This is a genomic window from Pseudomonas fluorescens (genome assembly GCF_900636825.1).
Taxonomy (GTDB): Bacteria; Pseudomonadota; Gammaproteobacteria; order Pseudomonadales; family Pseudomonadaceae; genus Aquipseudomonas; species Aquipseudomonas fluorescens_BG.
Genome location: NZ_LR134318.1, coordinates 672268 through 692873 on the forward strand (window position 1 = coordinate 672268; position 20606 = coordinate 692873).

Genomic DNA, 20606 nt, shown 5'->3' on the forward strand with positions numbered 1-20606 from the left:
GTAAACGACACGGCCGGCAGCCTGAAGCTGCTTTCTCAACCGTGTGCAATCTCAGATGAGTGTTTACGCGGCGATGGGCGGGGCGCGGGTGCGGGCACCGGGGAAGAAGGTTTGCCGGGCATGGCCCAGATGCGGGGAGGGTGCGGTGAAGGTGGTCGGAGGAGAGATGTTCAAAGCGACGAAATCGCCGCCGCCGGTCAGCGCCGGGCAATTGAACAACAGGCTGCAGTAGCCGCACTTTTCCCACAGCACGTGGTGCGAGGATTGTGGCGGGCAATGTTCGGCGGAAGACTTGGCGTCATGGCCCGAGTGATCCATGCCCGGCATCGCCATCGACATGTCCATGCCCATCGGCATCGTAGTCGAGGCGTGCTGATCCATCGGCATCGACTGAGAAATCAGTGGGCCGATGAAGATCATCAACATGGCGAACAGGGCGAACCAGCTGCCGCGAGTCAGGTGTTCAATCTGACGGCGTTGCCGGAAGCGTCTGCCGCGCAGCGGGCGCATAGGCGGAGTCTGCCGCAAGGCTTATTGGGCGTGCGCGTGGGCCTGTGTGGTTTGCGGCGGTTTCTTCTGCACCGAGACGTCGACGGTGACGTCTCCGGCCTTCTCGAAATGCAGGGTCAGCGGGAAACGTTTGCCGTCGCTGAGCAGGCTGCGGTCGGTCGGGTTGAGCAGCATCACGTGATAGGCCATAGGCGCAAATGTCACGTTGCGGCCAGCCGGAATCTCCACGCTCGGCACTTGCTGCATCTTCATCAGATCGCCCTGCATCACGTGTTCGTGCAACTGCGCTTCGGGAGCGATGGACGAATCGACGCTGAGCAGTCGGTCGGCAGTTTTACCGGTGTTGTGAATGATGAAATAAGCAGCGACGGTCGGCGCATTCGGCGGCAACTCTTGCGACCACGGATGGGCGATTTCCAACGCCCCCACCTTGTATTCATGTGCATGGGTAAAGCACGCCGGCAGCATCAGCGCAGCAACGACGATGAATTTCTTGAACATGGCAGTTCTCCAGAACGATTTGAAACGCGGGTTATTGCGCGAACAAATCAGACCAGAGGGGACGCACGAGGATTGAGGCTCGGCCATTGCTGGCGCGGAGTGGGTGTTTGCAGCAAGGCGGGCGCGACACTGCGATTGCTCTCGAAACGCGCGAAATAGAGCTGCGGAGAATGTCCCGGCAACGCTACCAACGGCGCAGAGCCCGAGCAACACCAGCAATGTTGCATGTTCGAATGGGGATCGTTTTGCGGGGCCTTCTGATCCGTGGCGCCAATATCGACGGCCACCATCTTCATCCCGCTGCCGGTGCAGAAACTGCTCCAGATGATTTGCTCGGCCGGTGAACTGGCCGCCTGCGCCATCGTCCCGGACATCGGCATGGCGAGCATGTTGAACAGCACTGCAAAGCAGGCGATCCAGGCAATTGCCAGCCGGTGTCGGTTCATGGGACAGATCCATTGGGTGGGCGATCAGGCGCGGCTATTTAGCCTGATCAGGGCCGATAAGTAAAAAAGCGTCGTGCGGTTTGGTGTCGCAGCGACCTCTTCATTTACTCACTCAATTCATGGGTACGGCATGAACTTGCATATCTACACCAAGCGTAGCGCGGATTACCGAAAATATTTTGGCCAGGTTATCCATGCTCGGATTGCCTTTGGCCGAAAGCATTCGATGCAAGCTTTTACTCGGCTTTTCCGTCTCCCTTGCGAGCTCTTCGAAGCCGACAGTCGCATTGACGAGATCGCGAAGAATTATCCTGGCCATTTCTGGTTCGCCATTCAGGAACAGAGTCGCGGCCTCGTCCAGTAATGCTTGGGCAAACTCCGGGTCACGTTGGGCGCGTTCCGCGATTGAATATTTGTAGCTTCGAGTGAGAACCATCAATTACCTCCGGTTCTGTTCAGCTTTTTTCCGAATTCGGAATTCGGCTATCAAGGCTTTCGCCTGTTTGATGTCTTTCTTTTGAGTCGATTTGTCGCCGCCACCAAACAAAATGATCAGACGTTTTCCTTCTTGTATGAGGTAGATCCTGTATCCAGGCCCCCAATTGATTTTGTATTCACCCAAGCCATCGAACCATTTGATATTGGAAGTATTGCCCAATTCCAACCTGACCATGGCATTTGAGACCTTCAGTGCCGCCTGCACGCTCAGAGTGGAGATCCACCGGCCAAATGGGCTTGATTCGTCTTCTTGTAGATATTCTTCGAGTGTGATCACGGCGAGCCCTGAAGGTAACAAATAGGTTACTTATCATGCAAGCCGTGGATCTTGCCCTACGAGATGAACTCCGCCAACGCAGCAAGTGTTTCTGGAAGCGACAGTAGCTCCCGATCAACCCCCGGCAACCCCGGACGCTTCAACACAATCACCGGCACCCCACGCTCGCGCGCGACTTCCAGCTTGGGCTCGGTGGCGGTGCTGCCGCTGTTCTTGCTGACCAGCACATCGATCTGCCGTCGTTCGAACAGTGCTCGCTCGTCCTCCAGCAAAAACGGCCCGCGTGCGCCGATCACTTCGCAGCGTTCGTTGCCGGGATAGACGTCGAGCGCGCGCAGGGTCCAGAACTGGCCGGCTGGGATTTCGTCGAGGTGTTGCAGCGGTTCGCGTCCGAGGGTGAACAAGGGGCGTCGGAAAGGTTTCAGTGCGGTGATCAGTTCGGCCCAATCGCTGACTTCGCGCCAGTCATCGCCTGCTTGCGGTTGCCATGCCGGACGGCGCAAGGCCCAGCAGGGGATGCCGGCAAGCTCTGCCGCGCGGGCCGCATTGGCACTGATTTGCGCGGCATATGGGTGCGTGGCGTCGAACAGCAGGTCAAAGCGTTCGTCACGAATGTATTGCGCCAGACCTTCGGCGCCGCCAAAACCACCGACCCGCACCTGACAGGTCAGATCCGTCGGCACCCGACCGACGCCCGCCAGGCTGTACACGTGCTGCGAGCCCAATGTGCGAGCAATCGCCAGGGCTTCCGTCACCCCGCCCAAGAGCAAAATGCGCTTCATGGGAAACCTCCGGCATGCCCGACGATCCCGCCCTGACGATCAATCGCAAACACTTCGATCTGCACTTGCGCCGGCACCACGCTGCGGGCGAATTCCAAGGCATGGCGACAGACTTCATCACCCAGTGCGATCCCCGCGTCACTGGCCATCGCCAATGCCTGCTGACTGGTATTGGCCTCACGGATGCTCTGCTGCAATGCCGGGTCTGCACCGATCGCCGCCGCCCAAGCGGCCAGCTGCGGCAGATCGATACTCGAATGTCGCGAGTGCAAATCCATGTGCCCGGCCGCCAGTTTGCTGATCTTGCCGAAACCACCGCACAGGCTGAGTTTATCCACAGGCACTTTACGCAAATGCTTGAGCACCGCGCCGACGAAGTCGCCCATTTCGATCAGGGCAATTTCCGGCAGGTCGTAGACCCGGCGCATGGTGTCTTCGCTGGCGTTGCCGGTGCAGGCGGCGATGTGCAGATAGCCGTTGGTCTTGGCGACGTCGATGCCTTGGTGAATCGAGGCGATATACGCGGCGCAGGAGAACGGCCGAACGATGCCGCTGGTGCCGAGGATTGACAGCCCGCCGAGAATGCCCAGACGTGGATTCATGGTTTTCAACGCCAGGGCTTCGCCGCCTTCGACGTTGACCGTCACGTCGAAGCCGCCGCCATAGCCGGTTTCGGCGGCGAGCAGCGTCAGGTGATCGCTGATCATTTTGCGCGGCACCGGGTTGATTGCCGGCTCACCGACGCCCAGCACCAGTCCCGGTCGTGTCACGGTGCCAACCCCAGCCCCGGCATTGAAACGAATGCCTGGTTCGGCCACCAGCCGGACTCGCGAATAGAGCAGGGCACCGTGGGTGACGTCGGGATCGTCGCCCGCATCCTTGATCGTTCCTGCTTCGGCGCCGTCGTCGGTCAAGCGACAGAACTCCAGGCGCATCTGCACCTGTTTGCCTTTGGGCAAGACGATATGCACCGCGTCGGCCGCGATTCCCTCCAGTAACAGACGTGCCGCGGCGAGGCTGGTGGCCGTTGCGCAGCTGCCGGTGGTCAGGCCGCTGCGCAACGGCGCGGGCTGTTCAGCGGTTTCGTCACGCATTGAAGGGTTTGACCAGATCGAGCAGGGTGATCGGCAGTGCCTGGCGCCAGGTATCGAATTCACCGAGCGGCTGTGCCTGCGCCACATGGATGCGCGTCAGCTCGCCGCCGTATTGTTCGCGCCAATGCATCAAAGTGAGTTCGCTTTGCAGGGTGACTGCGTTGGCCACCAGTCGACCGCCGGGTTTGAGCTGCTCCCAACACGTTGCGAAGACACCCTCACGGGTGACGCCGCCGCCGATGAAAATCGCATCGGGGCGCTCCAGTCCGGCCAGCGCCATTGGCGCCTTGCCGCGAATCAGTTGCAGGCCGGGCACGCCCAAGGCATCACGGTTGTGTTCGATCAACTGCTGACGGCCTTCATCGGCTTCGATTGCCAAGGCGCGGCAGCTCGGATGGGCACGCATCCATTCGATGCCGATCGAGCCGCTGCCGGCGCCGACGTCCCAGAGCAGTTCGCGGGGCGTCGGGGCGAGGCGGGCGAGGGTGATCGCGCGCACGTCGCGTTTGGTCAACTGGCCGTCATGGCGGAAGGCCGAATCGGGCAGGCCGGCAAGGCGCGACAGGCCGCGAATGCCGGCGTCGGCCAGGCATTCGATGGCGATGACGTTGAGGTCGGCGGTCAGCGGGGTATTCCAGTCGCAGGCAATGGCGTCGATGCGACGCTCGGCAGCGCCACCCAAATGTTCCAGCACCGTCATGCGGCTCGAACCAAATCCGCGCTCGCGCAGTAAGTGCGCCACCGCCGCCGGGCTGCCGCCATCATTGCTCAACAGCAACAGTCGCATCCCGCTGAACAATTGAGCATTTAGCGCCGCCAGCGGCCGCGCGACGAGCGACAGCGTCACCACGTCCTGCAGCGGCCAGCCCAGCCGGGCTGCGGCCAGCGAGCAGGAAGAGGGCGCGGGCAGAATCAGCATGTCTTCGCTCGGCAACTGCCGCGCCAGACTGGCGCCGACGCCGTAGAACATCGGATCGCCGCTGGCCAACACGCATACTCTTTCGCCGCGATGTTCCAATACCGGCGTCAAGGAAAACGGGCTCGGCCATAATTGGCGTTCGCCGCCAATGCACGGCGGCAGCAGATCCAGTTGACGCTGGCCACCGACGATCCGCGAGGCGCTCATCAGGGCATGCCGGGCATTTTTGCCCAGGCCTCGAAAGCCCTCTTCACCAATTCCCACAATTGTCAGCCAGGCTGTCATGCCGTTTCTCTGTCCGCGCCCATTCTCAAGGCCGGCATGATAACGCGATGACGGTGCTGTGGTGCCGATCTGGCGGGCTGAAATTTGCAGTTGCCAAAGAATGATTTCTTATTGGAGTGGGTTTGTTAGTTTTGCGCAAGTTAGTCTGGAAGTACTAATAACGTCCGAAGTTATAACTCAGCTCATCTCGATAGGCAGAAATCAATATGGATATTAAAGAACGCAAGGATGGTGTACGCGACGCTGCGGTCATCATGAACACTACATTGTTGGCCGGCCGTGAAACGGTCATGCACGCTGACCGGGAATTTATCAACAATTGCCTTTATCTGGCAGAGTACGCGGCGAACAAACGCTTTGACGGTAACGTTCAAGTACGCGAATGGCACGAACACTATGTCGGTGTATTCTGGCGTCACGGCTGGACTTTCGAGCAAGACCCTGTCGGTATGGTCCAGCGACAATTTTCAGGGAGCGTGCAACAGGCCTGGATGAACTCCGTGGGGCGTCTGGTCACACTCGCGCAACGCTCCCACGTCGAAGCCGCACTGGCGGGACTGGAAGCAAATGCACAACTACTGAAAAAATTCACCGCCCTTGAGGGCAACATTCATAAGTCGCACATTGTGCCCATGCGTTATGACGCCCGGGGTGATCTCTCTGTGGTGCTGAGTTCCGTCACGCTGCGCAAGTTAGTGCTGACGACGACCTACTTGTTCTGGAAAGTACATCAGCCGCTGTCTCAACTTGATATTCACGCCAGGAAGTTAATGATCAGCCGTCGAAACATGGACGCACACCGCGCCAGCGTGGAAGAAGCCATTCTTCAAATTCCCTATCCATTGGATGAAGTCGCGATATGAGGGGCATGGGTCTCGCAGGTTTTTAGCAGCGGCCATGGTTTCCGACCGGCAGGCATTTTCATGCGCTTGGGCAAAGCAGGCATAATGGCGACCTTTCGCCGATCCCAGCATGCTGCCAGCCGGTCATATCTTGAACACACCTGTGACGTCCAACGCCATCCGCCCCTCGGCCTGCCCGGGGTTGCTGCGTATTGTCCAGGCGCTGGATGGCGGCATTTGCCGGATCAAACTCAATGGCGGTGCGATCAGCGCCGCGCAGGCAGACGCGGTGGCCGATGCCGCCGCGCAGTTCGCTGGCGGGGTAATCGAAGCCACCAACCGCGCCAACCTGCAGATTCGCGGGATCGGCCAGCAATCCACCGAGTTGATCGACCGTTTGCTTGCCGCCGGTCTCGGTCCGCGCACCGCAGCCGGTGACGACGTGCGCAATCTGATGCTCAGTCCCGCCGCCGGGATCGACCGGGATATGCATCTGGACACCCGAGCTCTCGCCGAAAGCATGCTCGATTCATTGCAGCACCGTTCACGTTTTTCCGAATTGAGTGCCAAGTTCGCCGTGCAACTCGATGGCGGTGAGGCGTTGGCAATGCTCGAACATCACCATGATCTGTGGTTGTCCGCCTTCGAGCGTGAGGGCGAGACATTACTGGCGTTCGGTCTGGCCGGATGCCCGACGGATCGAGCTGTCGGTGCCGTGCCGGTGGAAAGCGGCCAGGCGTTGGTCATTGCTGTTCTGGAGTTGTTTCTTGATCTGGCGCGCCCGGAACAGACAAGAATGCGCCATGTGCTCGACGAAATACCGATGCTGGCCTTTCTTGAGCAACTCAGAACGCGTCTGCCGATCAAAGCGCTCCGAGCCTGGCGACGCGGGCCGGCAGCGGCGGATCTGCACATCGGTGTTCATCGACAAAATACATCCGGCCAGGTCTATGTCGGCGCAGTCCCGGCACTGGGTCGTCTCGACCCGTCGATGTTGCGCGGCGCCGCTGAACTCGCTCGCCACTTCGGCGACGCGACGTTGCGCTTCACGCCCTGGCAAAGTCTGCTGCTGCCGAACATCCGAGAGGCCGACGCCGACGCTGTTGTCGACGGCCTCGCACAACTGGGCCTGCTGAGCCGATCCAGCGAACACCTCGCGCACCTGATCGCTTGCACCGGTTCGACCGGTTGCGGCAAAAGTCTGGCCGACACCAAACGGGATGCGCGCCATCTGGCGGCGTTGCTGCCGTCGGCGCTCAAAGTGCATCTTTCCGGCTGCCAGCGTTCCTGCGCCGCTGCGCACTGTGCCCCGGTGACTTTGCTGGCCGTCAGCCCCGGTCATTACGACCTCTATTTTCGCGATGCGACGCTGCCCGGTTTCGGCGCGTTGCACGCACGCAACCTTACTATTGAAGCGGCCGCGACTTTGCTCGCCGGCCACGCTCGGAGCCCCCTTGATGCTTGATTACATCCGCGACGGTCAGGAGATCTATCGCAACTCCTTCGCGATCATTCGCCGCGAGGCCAATCTGGCGCGCATTCCGGCCGATCTGGAAAAACTCGCGGTGCGGGTGATTCACGCTTGCGGCATGGTCGAAGCCGTCGACGGCCTGCAATTTTCCGCCGGCGCGGGCGAGGCCGGGCGCGCTGCGCTGGCCGCTGGAGCAGCGATTCTGTGTGATGCACGAATGGTCTCCGAAGGCGTGACCCGCGCGCGTTTGCCAGCCAACAACCCAGTGATCTGCACCCTGCGGGATGACAGCGTGCCGGAACTGGCCCGTGAGCTGGGCAATACGCGCTCCGCCGCCGCGCTGGAACTGTGGCGCCCGCATCTGGAAGGCAGTGTCGTGGTGATCGGCAATGCGCCGACCGCATTGTTTTACCTGCTGGAAATGCTCGACGCTGGCGCACCGAAACCGGCGCTGATTCTCGGCTTCCCGGTGGGCTTCGTCGGCGCCGCCGAATCGAAAGCTGCCCTGGCTGCCGACAGCCGTGGCGTGCCGTTCGTGATCATGCAGGGACGGTTGGGCGGCAGCGCCATGGCCGCCGCCGCCGTCAATGCCCTCGCCACGGAGATCGAATGATGCAGGCCAAAGGTCGTTTGCTTGGTCTGGGCGTCGGCCCCGGTGATCCCGAACTTATTACCGTCAAGGCCCTGCGTTTGCTGCGCGAGTCGCCAGTGGTGGCGTACTTTGTCGCCAAAGGCAAAAAGGGCAATGCCTTCGGCATCATCGAAGCGCACCTGCAAGACGCGCAGAACCTGTTGCCCCTGGTGTACCCGGTGACCACCGAAGCGCTGCCGGCGCCGCTGTCCTATGAACAGGTGATCAGCGATTTCTATGACGAAGCCGCCGAAACCGTGGCCGCGCATCTGGATGCCGGGCGCGATGTCGCGGTGATCTGTGAAGGCGATCCGTTTTTCTACGGCTCCTATATGTATCTGCATGATCGCCTGGCAACGCGTTACGACGCCCACGTAGTGCCGGGCGTTTGCTCGATGCTTGGCGGCGCGTCGGTGTTGGGTGCGCCGCTGGTGTATCGCAATCAGAGCCTGTCGGTGTTGTCCGGCGTGCTACCTCACGAAGAGCTGAAACGGCGACTGGCCGATGCCGATGCGGCGGTGATCATGAAGCTGGGGCGCAACTTTCCCAAAGTGCGTCAGGTGCTGGAAGAACTCGGCCTGGCCGAGCGCGCGTTGTACGTCGAACGCGCGACCATGGCCAATCAGAAGATCGTGCCGATGGATCAGGTCGAACCGATGTCTTCGCCGTACTTCTCGCTGATTATCGTGCCGGGCGAACGGTGGCAAGGCTGATGACTCAATCGACACCTGCCATCGTCATTCTCGGTCAGAGCGCACTGGCCACGGCTCGGATTATTCAGCAGATCTATCCTGAGGCTCAGGTCCACGGGCTCGCCGGGCGCGTCGACGGGGCCGACCGGTCTTATCAGGAGTTCGGCGTAACCTTGCGTGAGTTGTATCAGCAGGGAACGCCGATCATTGCCCTGTGCGCGGCGGGCATCGTCATTCGCACCCTGGCGCCGCTGTTGCTGGAGAAAGGCGCCGAACCGGCGGTACTCGCGGTGGCTGAAGACGGCAGCGCCGTGGTGCCGCTGTTGGGTGGCCTCGGCGGGGTGAACGTTATGGCGCGGGAAATCGCGGCGGGCTTGCAGGTTTCTGCGGCGATCACCACCAGCGGCGAATTGCGGTTCGGCACCTGCCTGCTCAATCCGCCCAGCGGTTATGCATTGGCGGATCTGGAGCAGGGCAAGCGCTTTGTTTCGGACTTGCTGGCCGGACACAGCGTGCGCATCGAGGGAGCGGCGCCGTGGCTGAATCAGGCGCAGTTACCGGAAGATCCGCAGGCGCAGCGGTCGATTCACGTCGGCAGCGTCGAGCGTGTGGCGAATGCCAATGAACTGCTGATCTATCCGCGCAGCGTTGCGGTAGTTGTCAGCGCCGACGTTGCAGGTTTGTCGAATGCTGTTCGCTCAGCACTGCGCGAGGCGAACGTAGCGGCGCAGTCGATGGCCTGTCTGGTGGCGCCGGACAGCTTGATGGCGTGCGCGCGTTTGCGTGAGACGGCGCTTGAGCTGCGCGTGCCGTTGCGATTTGTCGCGTCCACTGGCGATGCGCAGGCATTGGCGCTGCTGGCTGTGCCCCACGCAACGATTAGCGTGGTGAATAACCTGGCGCTCGCCGTGGCCGATCAGCCGCTGGACGTGGCGCGGGTTGGCCGTCCGCGCGGGCGCCTCGCCGTGATCGGCCTCGGCCCCGGTGCGGCGGAGCTGATGGTGCCCGCCGTCAAAGCCGAACTGGCGCGTGCGACCGACGTGCTCGGTTACGAAACTTATGTGCGCATGGCCGGGCCGTTTCGCGACGATCAAGTCCAGCATTGCACCGATAACCGCGAAGAAATGCAGCGCGCCCGGCATGCTTTCAGATTGGCCGCCGAAGGCCGCTCGGTGATCGTCGTGTCTTCGGGCGACCCCGGCGTGTTCGCCATGGCGGCCGCGGTACTCGAAGCGCTGCACGAATCAATTGATCCGGCCTGGCACAGCGTCGATCTGGAAATCTTGCCAGGCGTCTCGGCCTCACTGGCGACCGCCGCCCAAGCCGGCGCGCCGCTGGGGCATGATTTCTGTGTGATGTCGCTGTCGGACAACCTCAAACCGTGGGCGATCATCGAGAAGCGTCTTGATCTGGCTGCCGAAGCGGATCTGGCGCTGGCGTTCTATAACCCGATCTCCAAGGCACGTCCCTGGCAGTTGGGCCGCGCGCTGGAAATCGTCGGCCAGCATCGCACACCGCAAACCCCGGTGGTGCTGGGGCGCGACATCGGCCGGCCCGGGCAGACTCTACGCACCACCACATTAGGCGCATTGACTGTGGATCAGGTCGACATGCGCACGATGGTGTTGATCGGGTCGTCGACCACTTGCGTCTTCCCTCGGGCCAGTGGCGGTGATTGGGTTTACACGCCGCGCTGGTATGGCGAGAAGCCGAAAGGCTGACGAAAAAGCGGCGCCTCGGCGCCGCTTTTTCATTGTGAATTTTTCCGGATAACCCTCAGGACACCAGATATCCCTTGATACCCGTGAAGATGATCTGTGCCGCCAGGGCGCAGACGAAAAGCCCCATCAAGCGGCTGACAATCTGCAGTCCCTGATCGCCCAGGATCCGTTCGATACGGTTCGACAGATAAAGCACGACGCCGACGGTGAAGCTGGCCAGCGCAATGCTCATGATGGCGGTGATCTTGTCATCCCAATGCGGTTGGCTTACGCCCATTACCAGCAGCGCACCGATGGTGCCGGGACCGACGGTCAGCGGGATCGTCAGCGGCACGATGGTCACGTCCTGCTGCACGTTGTCAGCCTGCACCGCCGGTTTGCCCTGTGCCATCCCCAGCGCCGAAATGAACAGCACGCTGCCTGCACCAATACGAAACGCGTCTACCGTGATGCCAAAGACATCGAAGATCACGCGCCCGAACAGGTAAAGCAACACGCTGGAGACCAGCGTGGCGGTTGCCACTTTCCAGGCCAGGCGCCGCTGCTCCTTGCGTGAATAACCGCGTGTCAGGCTGATGAAGCACGACAGCACGAAAAACGGGCTGTAGAGCACAAGCATTTTCAGGTAAACGCTGAACAACACATGGAGCATGGTTTCGACTCGCCGCTGTGGAGTGGACGAGGTGGAGTCTATCAGTGGTTTAGTTGTTTGTGTTTAGGGAGTGCCGTTAGTCGAACTTGAATTGTTAAGCATTGATGTGCATAAGCGGCTCGTCAGTAAAGATATCAAGTTACATGTTTCGCTTTGTTGTTTTAATAGTGTTTGGTTATTGTTATTTGGCAAGTTCATGAGGAGCTTGTAATTGTAAATAAGGAAATCTTCACATGTACAATCAGGCTGTTCGTGAAAGTTATGTAAGTGCCTGCCTGAAGGCGCTGGATGAATGCGATCTTGGTGACGCGCTGGTTATCAAGCCACGTAGTTTACAGATGCAGAGCGATGATGTTGAAGCGCCGTCGCGCGCTAGCATCGTTGGTGAAGGGGTGCTGAGTTTCTCCGGTAAACTCAGCAGCGAAAACAAGTCCGATGCGCAAAATGCCTTTTTGTTCGCAACACGTGCCGCGAACGTTAAATACCCTCTGGAGTCCCAAGGTGCAGAATGGTACCTGTATTTTCGGGAGATCATGACCATGGCCGGCTGGACCCCGATCAGTCGCTACTACAAAGATCTGGAAGTAGGCGGTACCAGCGTTCGGATGGACGAACTGGTCCTGAAAATTCTGGGCTCCGTGGTAGCCGGTGCTGCCTTGCCTGGCCCAACCTCTACGCTGATGCTGAAAGTAGCCGGCGATGCCATCGCCGCGCTGCAAAAGCGTGATACCGCAGCACTGACCGTGTATGAGCGCAACCTGCTCGAACATGGTGTCGGTGGTGTTTCCGCCGCCGCCTGTGTGGAAACCGATGGTGAAGCGCTCATGGCGGTAGGTGCAGTGCGCTTCCTGCGGCGGAACACCTCGACCAAAGTCATGTTTGTGGATGTTGATATTCGTAATGTGAAACTTTATCGCGGTGAAACCGTGTTTGCCAAGAATACCCTGGTAGCCAATGCTGTCCGTCAAAAGATAGCGGAAAAGTTGGTAGCCCATGCAGACAAAATTGAAGATATCGATATCGGATAATTAAAAAGGTGGCCGTAACAGGCCACCTTTTTTATTGGGGAGAACGACATGAATCATGAGTATTCTGTGGTAGTTGTCGGCGCTTGTTTGATGTTGCTGCCGCCAGCAGATAACACTGCTGATTACAGTGATCTGATCAACTCGGTGTTGTTGTCGCAATTGGCCGCCAGCCAGAAAGTCAAGAAATCGCCAAATACAGACTGGTACGACGCCTATATGCAGTTGTTGGACGGTTATTGGTTGCGCTATGCACGGATGCGACAGGATTGGGCCGTCACAGAGGGGAATGTCGAATCCATCGACGAATGGATCAAGGATGCGATTTCCCACAATGACACGGAAATCGCCGATTCCGCGTTGGCGACACTGCAGCAATTGGCTCAGTTGTCAGGTGCCGAGCCGGGTATGGTACTGCTGCGGGCGCACATGCCAACGACGGCGACCCTGCCCGGTGAGTCGCTTGTCGCTGACGAAACAGTTCGATTGCTAGTGATCGTGGCTTCTTCGCCAACGTGTATTTCCAGTGTATTCGTCGAATTCAAAACGCATGTGCCCCTCGAACCCAATCCGTTGCCCCAGCGTTTCGAGGCCCAGAATGTGCAGGGATCGGTTTGCTTGCGCTACGCCAAAGCCAGTTTGTCGGAAACTCTTTACAAGCCTGTTCGTGAGGCCATCGCCTCGAAAGTCGCGGCCAGGCATGGGGCACATGTCTTGAAGATGACGCAGGACTTGTGAGGCGGCGCTCGATCCAACGTCTTTCAGAACGTTGAAGCGGTACGGTTCTGCTGATCGCGCTGCGTTACCCAATGCTCGATCAGCTCGCGCAGTTGCGACAATTCCACCGGTTTGGCCATGTGTCCGTCCATTCCTGCCTGACGCGCGCGCTCTTTGTGTTCGGCAAGTATGTGCGCGGTCAGCGCAACGATCGGCGTGCGGATGCGCTGGTTGCTGACTTCCCAGGCTCGCAATTGCTGGGTCGCCGAGAAGCCATCGAGGATCGGCATTTCGCAGTCCATCAACACCAGGTCGTAACGCTGAGCCTTCATTGCTTGCAGCGCTTCTTCGCCATTGCTTGCCGTATCCGGCTGCAGGTTGAGCTTGCCGAGCATGCCGCGAATCACTTTGGTCGAAATCGTGTTGTCTTCGGCGACAAGGATGCGGAAATCGCTCGGCACTTTCGCCGCCGTGGCTGCGGTCACGACTTGCGGCTGGAACACCACCTGGCCTTTGTTGCGCTGGTTGAGTTCGTCCGCCAGCGTAGTCTTGAGCGTGTAACCGGCGACTGGTTTGGCCAGAATCCGTTTGACCCCCGAGTTGCGCGCGATGATCTTGCTCGGTGCGTTGCTGATGCCGGTGAGCATGATCAGCAGGATGTCGTGGTTCAGGCTCGGGTCTTCCTTGATTTTCGCGGCGAGCTGCATGCCGGTCATGCCGGGCATGTTCTGGTCGAGCAGCACCACATCGAAGTAATCGCGCAGATGCGCCTTGGTGCGCAGCAATGCCAGCGCTTCCTTGCCTGAAGGCACGGCGCTGACATTCAAGCCCCACGCGCTGCATTGTTGCACCAGCACTTTACGGCAGGTGTCATTGTCATCGACCACCAGGACCCGTGCGCCCTGCAGTGGACCGTCGAGATCGGAGGTGGGATGTTCCAGACGATCCGGATCCAGCGGCAACGTCAGCCACAAGGTACTGCCCTGACTGGCACCGCTCTTGATGCCGAATTCGCCTTGCATCAGGCGGATCAGTTGACGTGCGATGACCAGCCCGAGATTACCGCCCAAGCGGTTGGCCGAGAGGAAATGCTTGCTGTGCAGCTCGGAGTGCATCAACGCATCACGCTCCTCCGGCTCCATCGGCGCGCCGCTGTCCTGCACGGCGATGCGCAGGCGCGGTTTATTGCTGCGCTCGTCGAGGGCGACGACGATCAGCACTTCGCCTTCGTCGGTTTTCTTCAGGGCGTTTTCCAGCAGACTCAGCAGAGTCTGGCGCAGGCGTGTCGGATCACCGCTGATGACCCGAGGCACTTGCGGCTGGATGAAACTGATCAGTTCAACGTTCTGTTGTTCGGCTTTGGCGCGGTAGATGCTCAGGCAGTCGTCGATCAGCGCGTTGAGGTCGAACTGCACGTCGTCCAGTTCGATCTGTCCGGACTCGAGCTTGGAGATGTCGAGAATCTCGTTGATCAAGGTCAGCAGTTCGTTGCCTGCACTGTGAATGGTCTGCACGTAGTCGCGTTGCTTGACCGACAGGGGTGTGCCCAGCAGCAGTTCGGTCATGCCCAGTACACCGTTCATCGGCGTGCGGATTTCGTGGCTGATCTTGGCGAGGAATTCGGCTTTGGCGTTGATCTCGGCGTTGCTTGCGGCGAGATCGCGGCTGACGCTGAAATTGCTTTCGGTGATGCTGCGCTGGCGCTCGCCCAGCGCAATGCTCATCAGCAGGCCACTGATGCAAATGAATGCCATCAGAGTCATGATCAGACCTTGTGGCGAGACCAGGGTCAGGCCCAGCAGCGCGGGGAGGATGATCAGCGTGCCGACGTTGAATACCACCATCGCGGCCACGAACAGCCGCGCCGGGCGGTAGCCTTTCTGCCAGTGATAGAACGCGACAAACAGCATGCTCAGGCCGGCCAGTCCGACCAGCGCATAAGTGATGATGTTCAACGGCAGGGTGTTGACGAAGAGCAGCAAAAGACTGGACGTGACGATCACCAGGATGTCGCCCAGTAGCAGCTTGTTCAGCGGATGCGGGCCGAGCGGGGCGAAAAAGCGGTAGGCGAACATCAGCCCGGCCGGAGCGGTCAGCAACAGCGCCAGATACGCACCGGGCGTCTGGATCGCATGCCAGTTCGGTAGCCAGGGGCCGGCCAGATTGAGCAATAACAACAGACTCAATCCCAGCAGGCCCTCGCACACCGCCAACCACAGACTGCTGCGCGACCGGGAATAGGCATAGCGCACCAGATTGTGCAGCAACAACATGCCGAGGCAGCCGAACAGCAGGCCGAAGAGCAACGTCTGATTATGGTTGGCGGCGCTCATCACCGCCGATTCCAGAGTGACGTGCGGGCGCAGTTGGTGGTCGGAGACCATGCGCAGATAAACATCCAGAGGCTTGTCGCTGAGCGGCAGCGGCAGCATGAAATCGCTGCTTGGCAACGGACGTTCGGCCTGCGGTTGGTCGGTGCCGGTGTGGCGTTGCTCGATCAGCCTGTCGCCGTCCATCACGTAGAGATCGAGGTTCGACAGGTCGGGGGCGAAGATCCGCAGCACCTGTTCGTGCCTGCCCGGCGCCAGCCTGAAGCGCAGCCACAACGCGCCATCGGGCTCGGCCGCCGTGAGGCGCTCAAGGTCGATGGGGCTGAATTGGTTGATGTAGCGGGTCGAGCGGATGTCGCTGAGTTGCAGGCTGCCCTGATCGTCAAGCAATACCGACCAGCCACTGCCTTGCACGGCCTGGGCCGGCATGCAGAGCAAGGTCAGCAGCGTGACGGTGAAGCTTATGGCAATCCTGAGCCAGCGCACGGCGAAATCCCTTCGTAGGTTGATGCCAGAATATAACGACGCGCGGCGGCGGAACAGCCCGGCGAGGACAGGTATCCCGCGCCGGACTTGATGCACCGCTTATTCCTGAGTTTCGCCACGTTCGCGGGCAATGGCGCGGTAGCCAATGTCCTTGCGATAGAAGCAGCCGTTCCAGTCGATGGCGGCAGCCAGCTTGTACGCTTGCTGCTGAGCTTCGCCGACGGTGGCGCCCATCGCCGTGGCGCAGAGTACGCGACCACCGGCGGTGACGACCTGGCCGTTGTTCAGCGCAGTACCCGCGTGGAAGACTTTGCCTTCCAGACCTGCGGCGGCATCGAGACCGTTGATCGCTGCGCCCTTGGCGTAGTCGCCCGGGTAGCCGCCAGCTGCCAGCACAATGCCGACGCTCGGACGTGGATCCCACTGGGCTTCGACCTTGTCCAGCGCTTGCGCCAGCGCTGCTTCGACCAGCAGCACCAGGCTCGATTGCAGACGCAGCATGACCGGTTGTGTTTCCGGATCGCCGAAGCGGCAGTTGAACTCGATGACCTTCGGATTACCGGCCTTGTCGATCATCAGACCGGCATAAAGGAAGCCAGTGTAGACGTTGCCTTCGTCGGCCATGCCGCGCACGGTCGGCCAGATCACCTGGTCCATCACGCGCTGGTGCACGTCGGCGGTGACTACCGGAGCAGGGGAGTAGGCGCCCATGCCGCCAGTGTTTGGGCCGCTGTCGCCGTCGCCGACGCGTTTGTGGTCCTGGCTGGTGGCCATCGGCAGCACGTTTTTGCCGTCGACCATGACGATGAACGAAGCTTCTTCGCCATCGAGGAACTCTTCGATCACCACGCGCGAACCGGCGTCGCCAAACGCGTTGCCGGCGAGCATGTCACGCACGGCGTCTTCGGCTTCGGCCAGCGTCATGGCGACGATCACGCCTTTACCGGCCGCAAGACCGTCGGCCTTGATTACGATCGGCGCGCCTTTTTCACGCAGATAAGCCAGGGCCGGCTCGATCTCGGTGAAGTTCTGGTAATCGGCGGTCGGAATCTTGTGGCGCGCAAGGAAATCCTTGGTGAAGGCTTTCGAGCCTTCCAGCTGCGCGGCGCCAGCGGTCGGACCAAAGCAGTCCAGGCCACGGGTGCGGAACAGATCGACAACGCCGGCGACCAGCGGCACTTCCGGACCGACGATAGTCAGGGAAACGTTTTTCTCGGCGAAATCGGCCAACTGCTCAAGGGCCAGTACATCGATGGCGACGTTCTCGCACTTGGCTTCAATGGCCGTACCGGCGTTGCCAGGCGCGACGAAAACTTTCTGCACGCGCGGATCCTGAGCCACTTTCCAGGCCAGGGCGTGTTCGCGGCCACCGCTGCCAATGATCAAAACATTCATTTCAAAAACCTCAAAATTCTGTGGGGCGCTACCAAACCTCTGCGTCCGGTCCCTGTAGGAGCTGCCGAAGGCTGCGATCTTTTGATCTTGACCTTCAAGAGCAAGATCAAAAGATCGCAGCCTGCGGCAGCTCCTACATAGAGGGAGCGGTGTATCAGTGGCGGAAGTGGCGCATGCCGGTGAAGACCATGGCGATGCCGGCTTCGTCGGCAGCAGCAATCACTTCAGCATCACGCATCGAACCGCCCGGTTGGATCACCGCCGTGATGCCAACCTTGGCCGCATTGTCCAGGCCGTCGCGGAACGGGAAGAACGCGTCCGAGGCCATCACCGAACCGGCGACCTGCAGACCGGCATGCTCAGCCTTGATCGCGGCGATACGCGCCGAGTTTACGCGGCTCATCTGGCCCGCGCCGACACCGATGGTCTGGCGGTTCTTGGCGTAGACGATGGCATTGGATTTGACATACTTGGCAACTTTCCAGGCGAAGATCAGGTCGTGGATTTCCTGTTCGGTCGGTGCGCGTTTGGTCACGACTTTCAGGTCATCAGCGCTGATCATGCCGATATCGCGGCTTTGCACCAGCAGGCCACCATTGACGCGCTTGTAGTCCCACGCCGCAGCACGGTCAGCCGACCACTCGCCGCAGGCCAGGAGGCGCACGTTGGCTTTTGCTGCAACGATGGCGCGGGCTTCTTCGCTGACCGATGGGGCGATGATCACTTCAACGAACTGACGCTCGACGATCGCTTTGGCGGTCTCGGCATCCAGTTCACGGTTGAAGGCGATGATGCCGCCGAACGCCGATTCGGTGTCGGTGGCGTAGGCCAGCTCGTAAGCCTGACGGATACCGCCTTCAGCGTCCGGGCTCACCGCCACGCCGCACGGGTTGGCGTGCTTGACGATCACACAGGCTGGCTTGACGAAGCTCTTCACGCATTCCAGCGCCGCGTCAGTATCGGCGACGTTGTTGTACGACAGCTCCTTGCCTTGCAGCTGGGTCGCGGTGGCGATGCCGACTTCGGCAGGCTTGGCCTCAACGTAGAACGCCGCGCTCTGGTGCGGGTTCTCGCCGTAGCGCATTTCCTGGGCCTTGATGAACTGGCTGTTGAAGGTGCGCGGAAATTCGCTGCGGCCTTCGGTGCTCAAGGTTTCAACGGCCTGATTCACGGTGCCCATGTAGTTGGCGATCATGCCGTCGTAGGCAGCGGTGTGCTCGAATGCCTTGAGCATCAGATCGAAACGTTGCGCGTAGGTCAGGCCGCCGGCTTTCAGGCCTTCGAGAACGCTGGCGTAATCGCTGGCATTCACAACGATCGCTACGTCTTTATGGTTTTTCGCCGCCGAACGGACCATGGTCGGGCCGCCGATGTCGATGTTTTCGATGGCGGTCGGCAGGTCGCAGCCTGGCTTGTTGATGGTGGCTTCGAACGGGTAGAGGTTGACCGCAACCAGATCGATCGGCTTGATGCCGTGCTCGCTCATGATCGCGTCGTCAGTCCCGCGACGACCGAGGATGCCGCCGTGGATTTTCGGGTGCAGGGTTTTTACCCGACCGTCCATCATTTCGGCAAAACCGGTGTAATCCGCGACTTCCACTGCGGCAACACCGTTGTCGCGCAGCAGCTTGAACGTCCCGCCGGTGGAGAGGATCTCGACGCCCAGAGCTTCAAGCTCCTTGGCGAATTCGAGGATCCCGGTCTTGTCGGAAACGCTGATCAAGGCGCGGCGGATCGGCAGGCGGGTAGTCTGGTCGGTCATCTCAATTTCCATCAAAAGCAAAGGAAGTCAGCAAAAAAGGCGACCGTTTTTTACGCGGGCGCCTTTCTGGTTTGATTGAATGCTTACAGCAGATCGTACTGCTTGAGTTTCTTGCGCAGCGTGCCGCGGTTGAGTCCCAGCAGCTCGCTGGCTTTGGTCTGGTTGCCCTTGACGTAGTTCATCACGCTTTCGAGCAGGGGCGCCTCGACTTCGGAGAGCACCAGGTTGTACACATCCGTGACGGACGCGCCCTCAAGGTGGGCGAAATAATTGTGCAGCGCCTTCTCGACACTCCCGCGAAGGGTCTGGCCTTCTTCGCTCGGGGTATTGAGGTGCTGTTTCAAATTCACGTTGTCGCTCACGGGTGTTGTTCCACTCACTAAAGTCTCGGTCATCATCGTCATGCGGCCACCCCTTCTTCGTCCCCTGTCAGGCTCTTGTAACGCTCGGCGAAGAACTCCCGAACGTTGGCGCATTGTGTTTCCGTGCCATCCAAACGATTGAAGTGGGCGCGAAACTCCTTGGCGCCCGGCAAGGTTGCGAGATACCAGCCCACATGCTTGCGTGCAATTCGCACGCCCATCACGTCGCCATAGAAAGCGTGAAGTGCGGCCAGATGCTCCAGCAGAATGTGTTCCACCTCGAGCAGCTCCGGCGCCGGCAATTTCTCGCCCGTGCGCAGGAAGTGTTCGATCTCGCGAAAAATCCATGGCCGCCCTTGGGCGGCACGACCTACCAGCAGGCCATCGGCACCGGTCGCATCAAGCACGTAACGGGCCTTTTCCGGTGAATCGATATCGCCATTGGCAAACACCGGAATCGACACCGCCTGCTTGATCGCGGCAATCGTGTCGTACTCCGCTTCGCCCTTGTACAGATCGGCGCGCGTGCGGCCATGCACGGCCAGCGCGGTGATCCCGGCCTGCTCGGCGATCTTCGCCACGGTCAGGCCGTTCCTGTTGTCGCGATCCCAGCCGGTGCGGATCTTCAGGGTGACCGGCACATCAACCGCCGCCACCACGGCATGCAGGATCTCGGTCACCAGTGCTTCATCTTTCAACAACGCGGACCCGGCAGCCTTGTTGCAGACCTTTTTTGCCGGGCAACCCATGTTGATATCAATAATCTGTGCGCCCAGCTCGACGTTGGCCCGGGCTGCATCCGCCAGCATCTGCGCATCGCCACCGGCAATCTGTACCGAGCGGGGCTCGGGATCGCCTTCGTGGATCATGCGCATGCGCGACTTGCGGGTGTTCCACAAGCTCATGTCGCTGGTGACCATTTCCGAGACAACCAGCCCTGCGCCCAGACGCTTGCACAGCTGACGAAAGGGCTGATCGGTGACGCCTGCCATCGGGGCAAGAATCAAGCCGTTCTGCAATGTGTATGGGCCGATGCGTACCGCCGACATAGGACTTCCCTGAAGTGGGGCCGGATCATGAGAGTTCGAAAAAGGGTTGGCATGATACCCGCTCTCGATGACTGGATAAAGGCTGAATTGAACAAATTCTGAACAGTTATTCTGTTATCGCCAGCGGTTTGGATGTACCCGCCGAAGTCAGAAATCTGC

At 60.1% G+C, this 20606-nt stretch carries 21 protein-coding genes; 7 read left to right on the plus strand and 14 right to left on the minus strand.

All coding sequences use genetic code 11. The annotated features are described in order from the left end of the window. Positions 1-63 precede the first annotated feature (63 nt). The 8 genes from EL257_RS02935 to cbiE form a co-directional block, all read right to left on the minus strand. Positions 64-510, minus strand: coding sequence for a DUF2946 domain-containing protein (locus tag EL257_RS02935; protein ID WP_126359671.1), 447 nt, complete (start codon positions 508-510; stop codon positions 64-66). Between the two features lie 21 nt (positions 511-531). Beyond that, positions 532-1011: a copper chaperone PCu(A)C gene (locus EL257_RS02940; protein WP_126359673.1), complete on the minus strand. Its 480-nt coding sequence runs from the start codon at positions 1009-1011 to the stop codon at positions 532-534. 47 nt (positions 1012-1058) lie between these two features. Continuing rightward, positions 1059-1457, minus strand: coding sequence for a DUF2946 domain-containing protein (locus EL257_RS02945; RefSeq protein WP_126359675.1), 399 nt, complete (start codon positions 1455-1457; stop codon positions 1059-1061). A gap of 112 nt (positions 1458-1569) precedes the next feature. Beyond that, positions 1570-1893, minus strand: a complete 324-nt coding sequence (locus EL257_RS02950; protein ID WP_126359677.1) for a DNA-binding protein — start codon at positions 1891-1893, stop codon at positions 1570-1572. 3 nt (positions 1894-1896) lie between these two features. Beyond that, complete coding sequence (locus tag EL257_RS02955) at positions 1897-2232, minus strand: type II toxin-antitoxin system RelE/ParE family toxin (protein WP_008078140.1); 336 nt, start codon at positions 2230-2232, stop codon at positions 1897-1899. Positions 2233-2288: 56 nt separating this feature from the next. Next, positions 2289-3014 carry a cobalt-precorrin-6A reductase gene (locus EL257_RS02960; RefSeq protein ID WP_126359679.1) on the minus strand — a complete coding sequence of 242 codons (726 nt, stop codon included), beginning with the start codon at positions 3012-3014 and terminating at the stop codon, positions 2289-2291. Further along, positions 3011-4108 (minus strand): cobalt-precorrin-5B (C(1))-methyltransferase, encoded by a 1098-nt coding sequence (locus EL257_RS02965; RefSeq protein ID WP_126359681.1) that lies wholly within the window; start codon positions 4106-4108, stop codon positions 3011-3013. Before EL257_RS02965 ends, EL257_RS02960 begins: the two co-directional genes overlap by 4 nt. After that, the gene (gene cbiE / locus EL257_RS02970) at positions 4101-5312 is read right to left on the minus strand and encodes a precorrin-6y C5,15-methyltransferase (decarboxylating) subunit CbiE (protein WP_126359683.1); all 1212 of its coding nucleotides are present in this window, start codon (positions 5310-5312) and stop codon (positions 4101-4103) included. Before cbiE ends, EL257_RS02965 begins: the two co-directional genes overlap by 8 nt. Positions 5313-5518: 206 nt before the next feature. Between cbiE and EL257_RS02975 the strand changes: the two genes are divergently transcribed. From EL257_RS02975 to cobJ, 5 genes are all read left to right on the plus strand, one after another. Continuing rightward, on the plus strand, positions 5519-6175 hold the full coding sequence (locus EL257_RS02975; protein ID WP_126359685.1) for a hypothetical protein: 657 nt from the start codon (positions 5519-5521) through the stop codon (positions 6173-6175). Between the two features lie 109 nt (positions 6176-6284). Further along, positions 6285-7619 (plus strand): precorrin-3B synthase, encoded by a 1335-nt coding sequence (gene cobG / locus EL257_RS02980; RefSeq protein WP_126359687.1) that lies wholly within the window; start codon positions 6285-6287, stop codon positions 7617-7619. Continuing rightward, positions 7612-8238 carry a precorrin-8X methylmutase gene (locus tag EL257_RS02985; protein ID WP_126359689.1) on the plus strand — a complete coding sequence of 209 codons (627 nt, stop codon included), beginning with the start codon at positions 7612-7614 and terminating at the stop codon, positions 8236-8238. The genes cobG and EL257_RS02985 overlap by 8 nt, the downstream gene beginning before the upstream one ends. Beyond that, a complete protein-coding gene (locus EL257_RS02990) occupies positions 8235-8969 on the plus strand; it encodes a precorrin-2 C(20)-methyltransferase (RefSeq protein ID WP_126359691.1) in 735 nt (244 codons plus the stop codon). Before EL257_RS02985 ends, EL257_RS02990 begins: the two co-directional genes overlap by 4 nt. Beyond that, positions 8969-10669, plus strand: a complete 1701-nt coding sequence (cobJ, locus tag EL257_RS02995; RefSeq protein WP_126359693.1) for a precorrin-3B C(17)-methyltransferase — start codon at positions 8969-8971, stop codon at positions 10667-10669. Before EL257_RS02990 ends, cobJ begins: the two co-directional genes overlap by 1 nt. Positions 10670-10724: 55 nt before the next feature. Here cobJ and EL257_RS03000 read toward each other — a convergent pair whose 3' ends face one another. Further along, on the minus strand, positions 10725-11321 hold the full coding sequence (locus EL257_RS03000) for a MarC family protein (RefSeq protein WP_126359695.1): 597 nt from the start codon (positions 11319-11321) through the stop codon (positions 10725-10727). 233 nt (positions 11322-11554) lie between these two features. Here EL257_RS03000 and EL257_RS03005 point away from each other — a divergent pair, with 233 nt between their 5' ends. Together EL257_RS03005 and EL257_RS03010 are read left to right on the plus strand one after the other, a co-directional pair. After that, positions 11555-12349: a hypothetical protein gene (locus EL257_RS03005; RefSeq protein WP_126359697.1), complete on the plus strand. Its 795-nt coding sequence runs from the start codon at positions 11555-11557 to the stop codon at positions 12347-12349. A 48-nt stretch (positions 12350-12397) separates the two neighbouring features. Continuing rightward, complete coding sequence (locus EL257_RS03010) at positions 12398-13084, plus strand: hypothetical protein (RefSeq protein ID WP_126359699.1); 687 nt, start codon at positions 12398-12400, stop codon at positions 13082-13084. A gap of 23 nt (positions 13085-13107) precedes the next feature. Here the strand turns inward: EL257_RS03010 and EL257_RS03015 are convergent, their stop codons facing one another. From EL257_RS03015 to dusB, 5 genes are all read right to left on the minus strand, one after another. Beyond that, positions 13108-15879 carry a hybrid sensor histidine kinase/response regulator gene (locus tag EL257_RS03015; protein WP_126359701.1) on the minus strand — a complete coding sequence of 924 codons (2772 nt, stop codon included), beginning with the start codon at positions 15877-15879 and terminating at the stop codon, positions 13108-13110. 99 nt (positions 15880-15978) lie between these two features. Then, complete coding sequence (gene purD, locus EL257_RS03020; RefSeq protein ID WP_126359703.1) at positions 15979-17274, minus strand: phosphoribosylamine--glycine ligase; 1296 nt, start codon at positions 17272-17274, stop codon at positions 15979-15981. A gap of 154 nt (positions 17275-17428) precedes the next feature. Next, positions 17429-19036 (minus strand): bifunctional phosphoribosylaminoimidazolecarboxamide formyltransferase/IMP cyclohydrolase, encoded by a 1608-nt coding sequence (gene purH / locus EL257_RS03025; protein WP_126359705.1) that lies wholly within the window; start codon positions 19034-19036, stop codon positions 17429-17431. An 83-nt stretch (positions 19037-19119) separates the two neighbouring features. Continuing rightward, positions 19120-19440, minus strand: a complete 321-nt coding sequence (fis, locus tag EL257_RS03030) for a DNA-binding transcriptional regulator Fis (protein WP_002555375.1) — start codon at positions 19438-19440, stop codon at positions 19120-19122. Then, entirely contained in the window at positions 19437-20447 is a 1011-nt protein-coding gene (dusB, locus tag EL257_RS03035; RefSeq protein ID WP_126359707.1) for a tRNA dihydrouridine synthase DusB, read from the minus strand. Before dusB ends, fis begins: the two co-directional genes overlap by 4 nt. Between the last annotated feature and the right edge of the window lie 159 nt (positions 20448-20606).

Bases quoted from the DNA above. Each gene is read 5' to 3' on its own strand.
- EL257_RS02935 (WP_126359671.1), bottom strand. From the start codon at position 510: ATGCGCCCGCTGCGCGGCAGACGCTTCCGGCAACGCCGTCAGATTGAA.
- EL257_RS02940 (WP_126359673.1), bottom strand. From the start codon at position 1,011: ATGTTCAAGAAATTCATCGTCGTTGCTGCGCTGATGCTGCCGGCGTGC.
- EL257_RS02945 (WP_126359675.1), bottom strand. From the start codon at position 1,457: ATGAACCGACACCGGCTGGCAATTGCCTGGATCGCCTGCTTTGCAGTG.
- EL257_RS02950 (WP_126359677.1), bottom strand. From the start codon at position 1,893: ATGGTTCTCACTCGAAGCTACAAATATTCAATCGCGGAACGCGCCCAA.
- EL257_RS02960 (WP_126359679.1), bottom strand. From the start codon at position 3,014: ATGAAGCGCATTTTGCTCTTGGGCGGGGTGACGGAAGCCCTGGCGATT.
- EL257_RS02965 (WP_126359681.1), bottom strand. From the start codon at position 4,108: ATGCGTGACGAAACCGCTGAACAGCCCGCGCCGTTGCGCAGCGGCCTG.
- cbiE (WP_126359683.1), bottom strand. From the start codon at position 5,312: ATGACAGCCTGGCTGACAATTGTGGGAATTGGTGAAGAGGGCTTTCGA.
- EL257_RS02975 (WP_126359685.1), top strand. From the start codon at position 5,519: ATGGATATTAAAGAACGCAAGGATGGTGTACGCGACGCTGCGGTCATC.
- cobG (WP_126359687.1), top strand. From the start codon at position 6,285: ATGCTGCCAGCCGGTCATATCTTGAACACACCTGTGACGTCCAACGCC.
- EL257_RS02985 (WP_126359689.1), top strand. From the start codon at position 7,612: ATGCTTGATTACATCCGCGACGGTCAGGAGATCTATCGCAACTCCTTC.
- EL257_RS02990 (WP_126359691.1), top strand. From the start codon at position 8,235: ATGATGCAGGCCAAAGGTCGTTTGCTTGGTCTGGGCGTCGGCCCCGGT.
- cobJ (WP_126359693.1), top strand. From the start codon at position 8,969: ATGACTCAATCGACACCTGCCATCGTCATTCTCGGTCAGAGCGCACTG.
- EL257_RS03000 (WP_126359695.1), bottom strand. From the start codon at position 11,321: ATGCTCCATGTGTTGTTCAGCGTTTACCTGAAAATGCTTGTGCTCTAC.
- EL257_RS03005 (WP_126359697.1), top strand. From the start codon at position 11,555: ATGTACAATCAGGCTGTTCGTGAAAGTTATGTAAGTGCCTGCCTGAAG.
- EL257_RS03010 (WP_126359699.1), top strand. From the start codon at position 12,398: ATGAATCATGAGTATTCTGTGGTAGTTGTCGGCGCTTGTTTGATGTTG.
- purD (WP_126359703.1), bottom strand. From the start codon at position 17,274: ATGAATGTTTTGATCATTGGCAGCGGTGGCCGCGAACACGCCCTGGCC.
- purH (WP_126359705.1), bottom strand. From the start codon at position 19,036: ATGACCGACCAGACTACCCGCCTGCCGATCCGCCGCGCCTTGATCAGC.
- fis (WP_002555375.1), bottom strand. From the start codon at position 19,440: ATGACGATGATGACCGAGACTTTAGTGAGTGGAACAACACCCGTGAGC.
- dusB (WP_126359707.1), bottom strand. From the start codon at position 20,447: ATGTCGGCGGTACGCATCGGCCCATACACATTGCAGAACGGCTTGATT.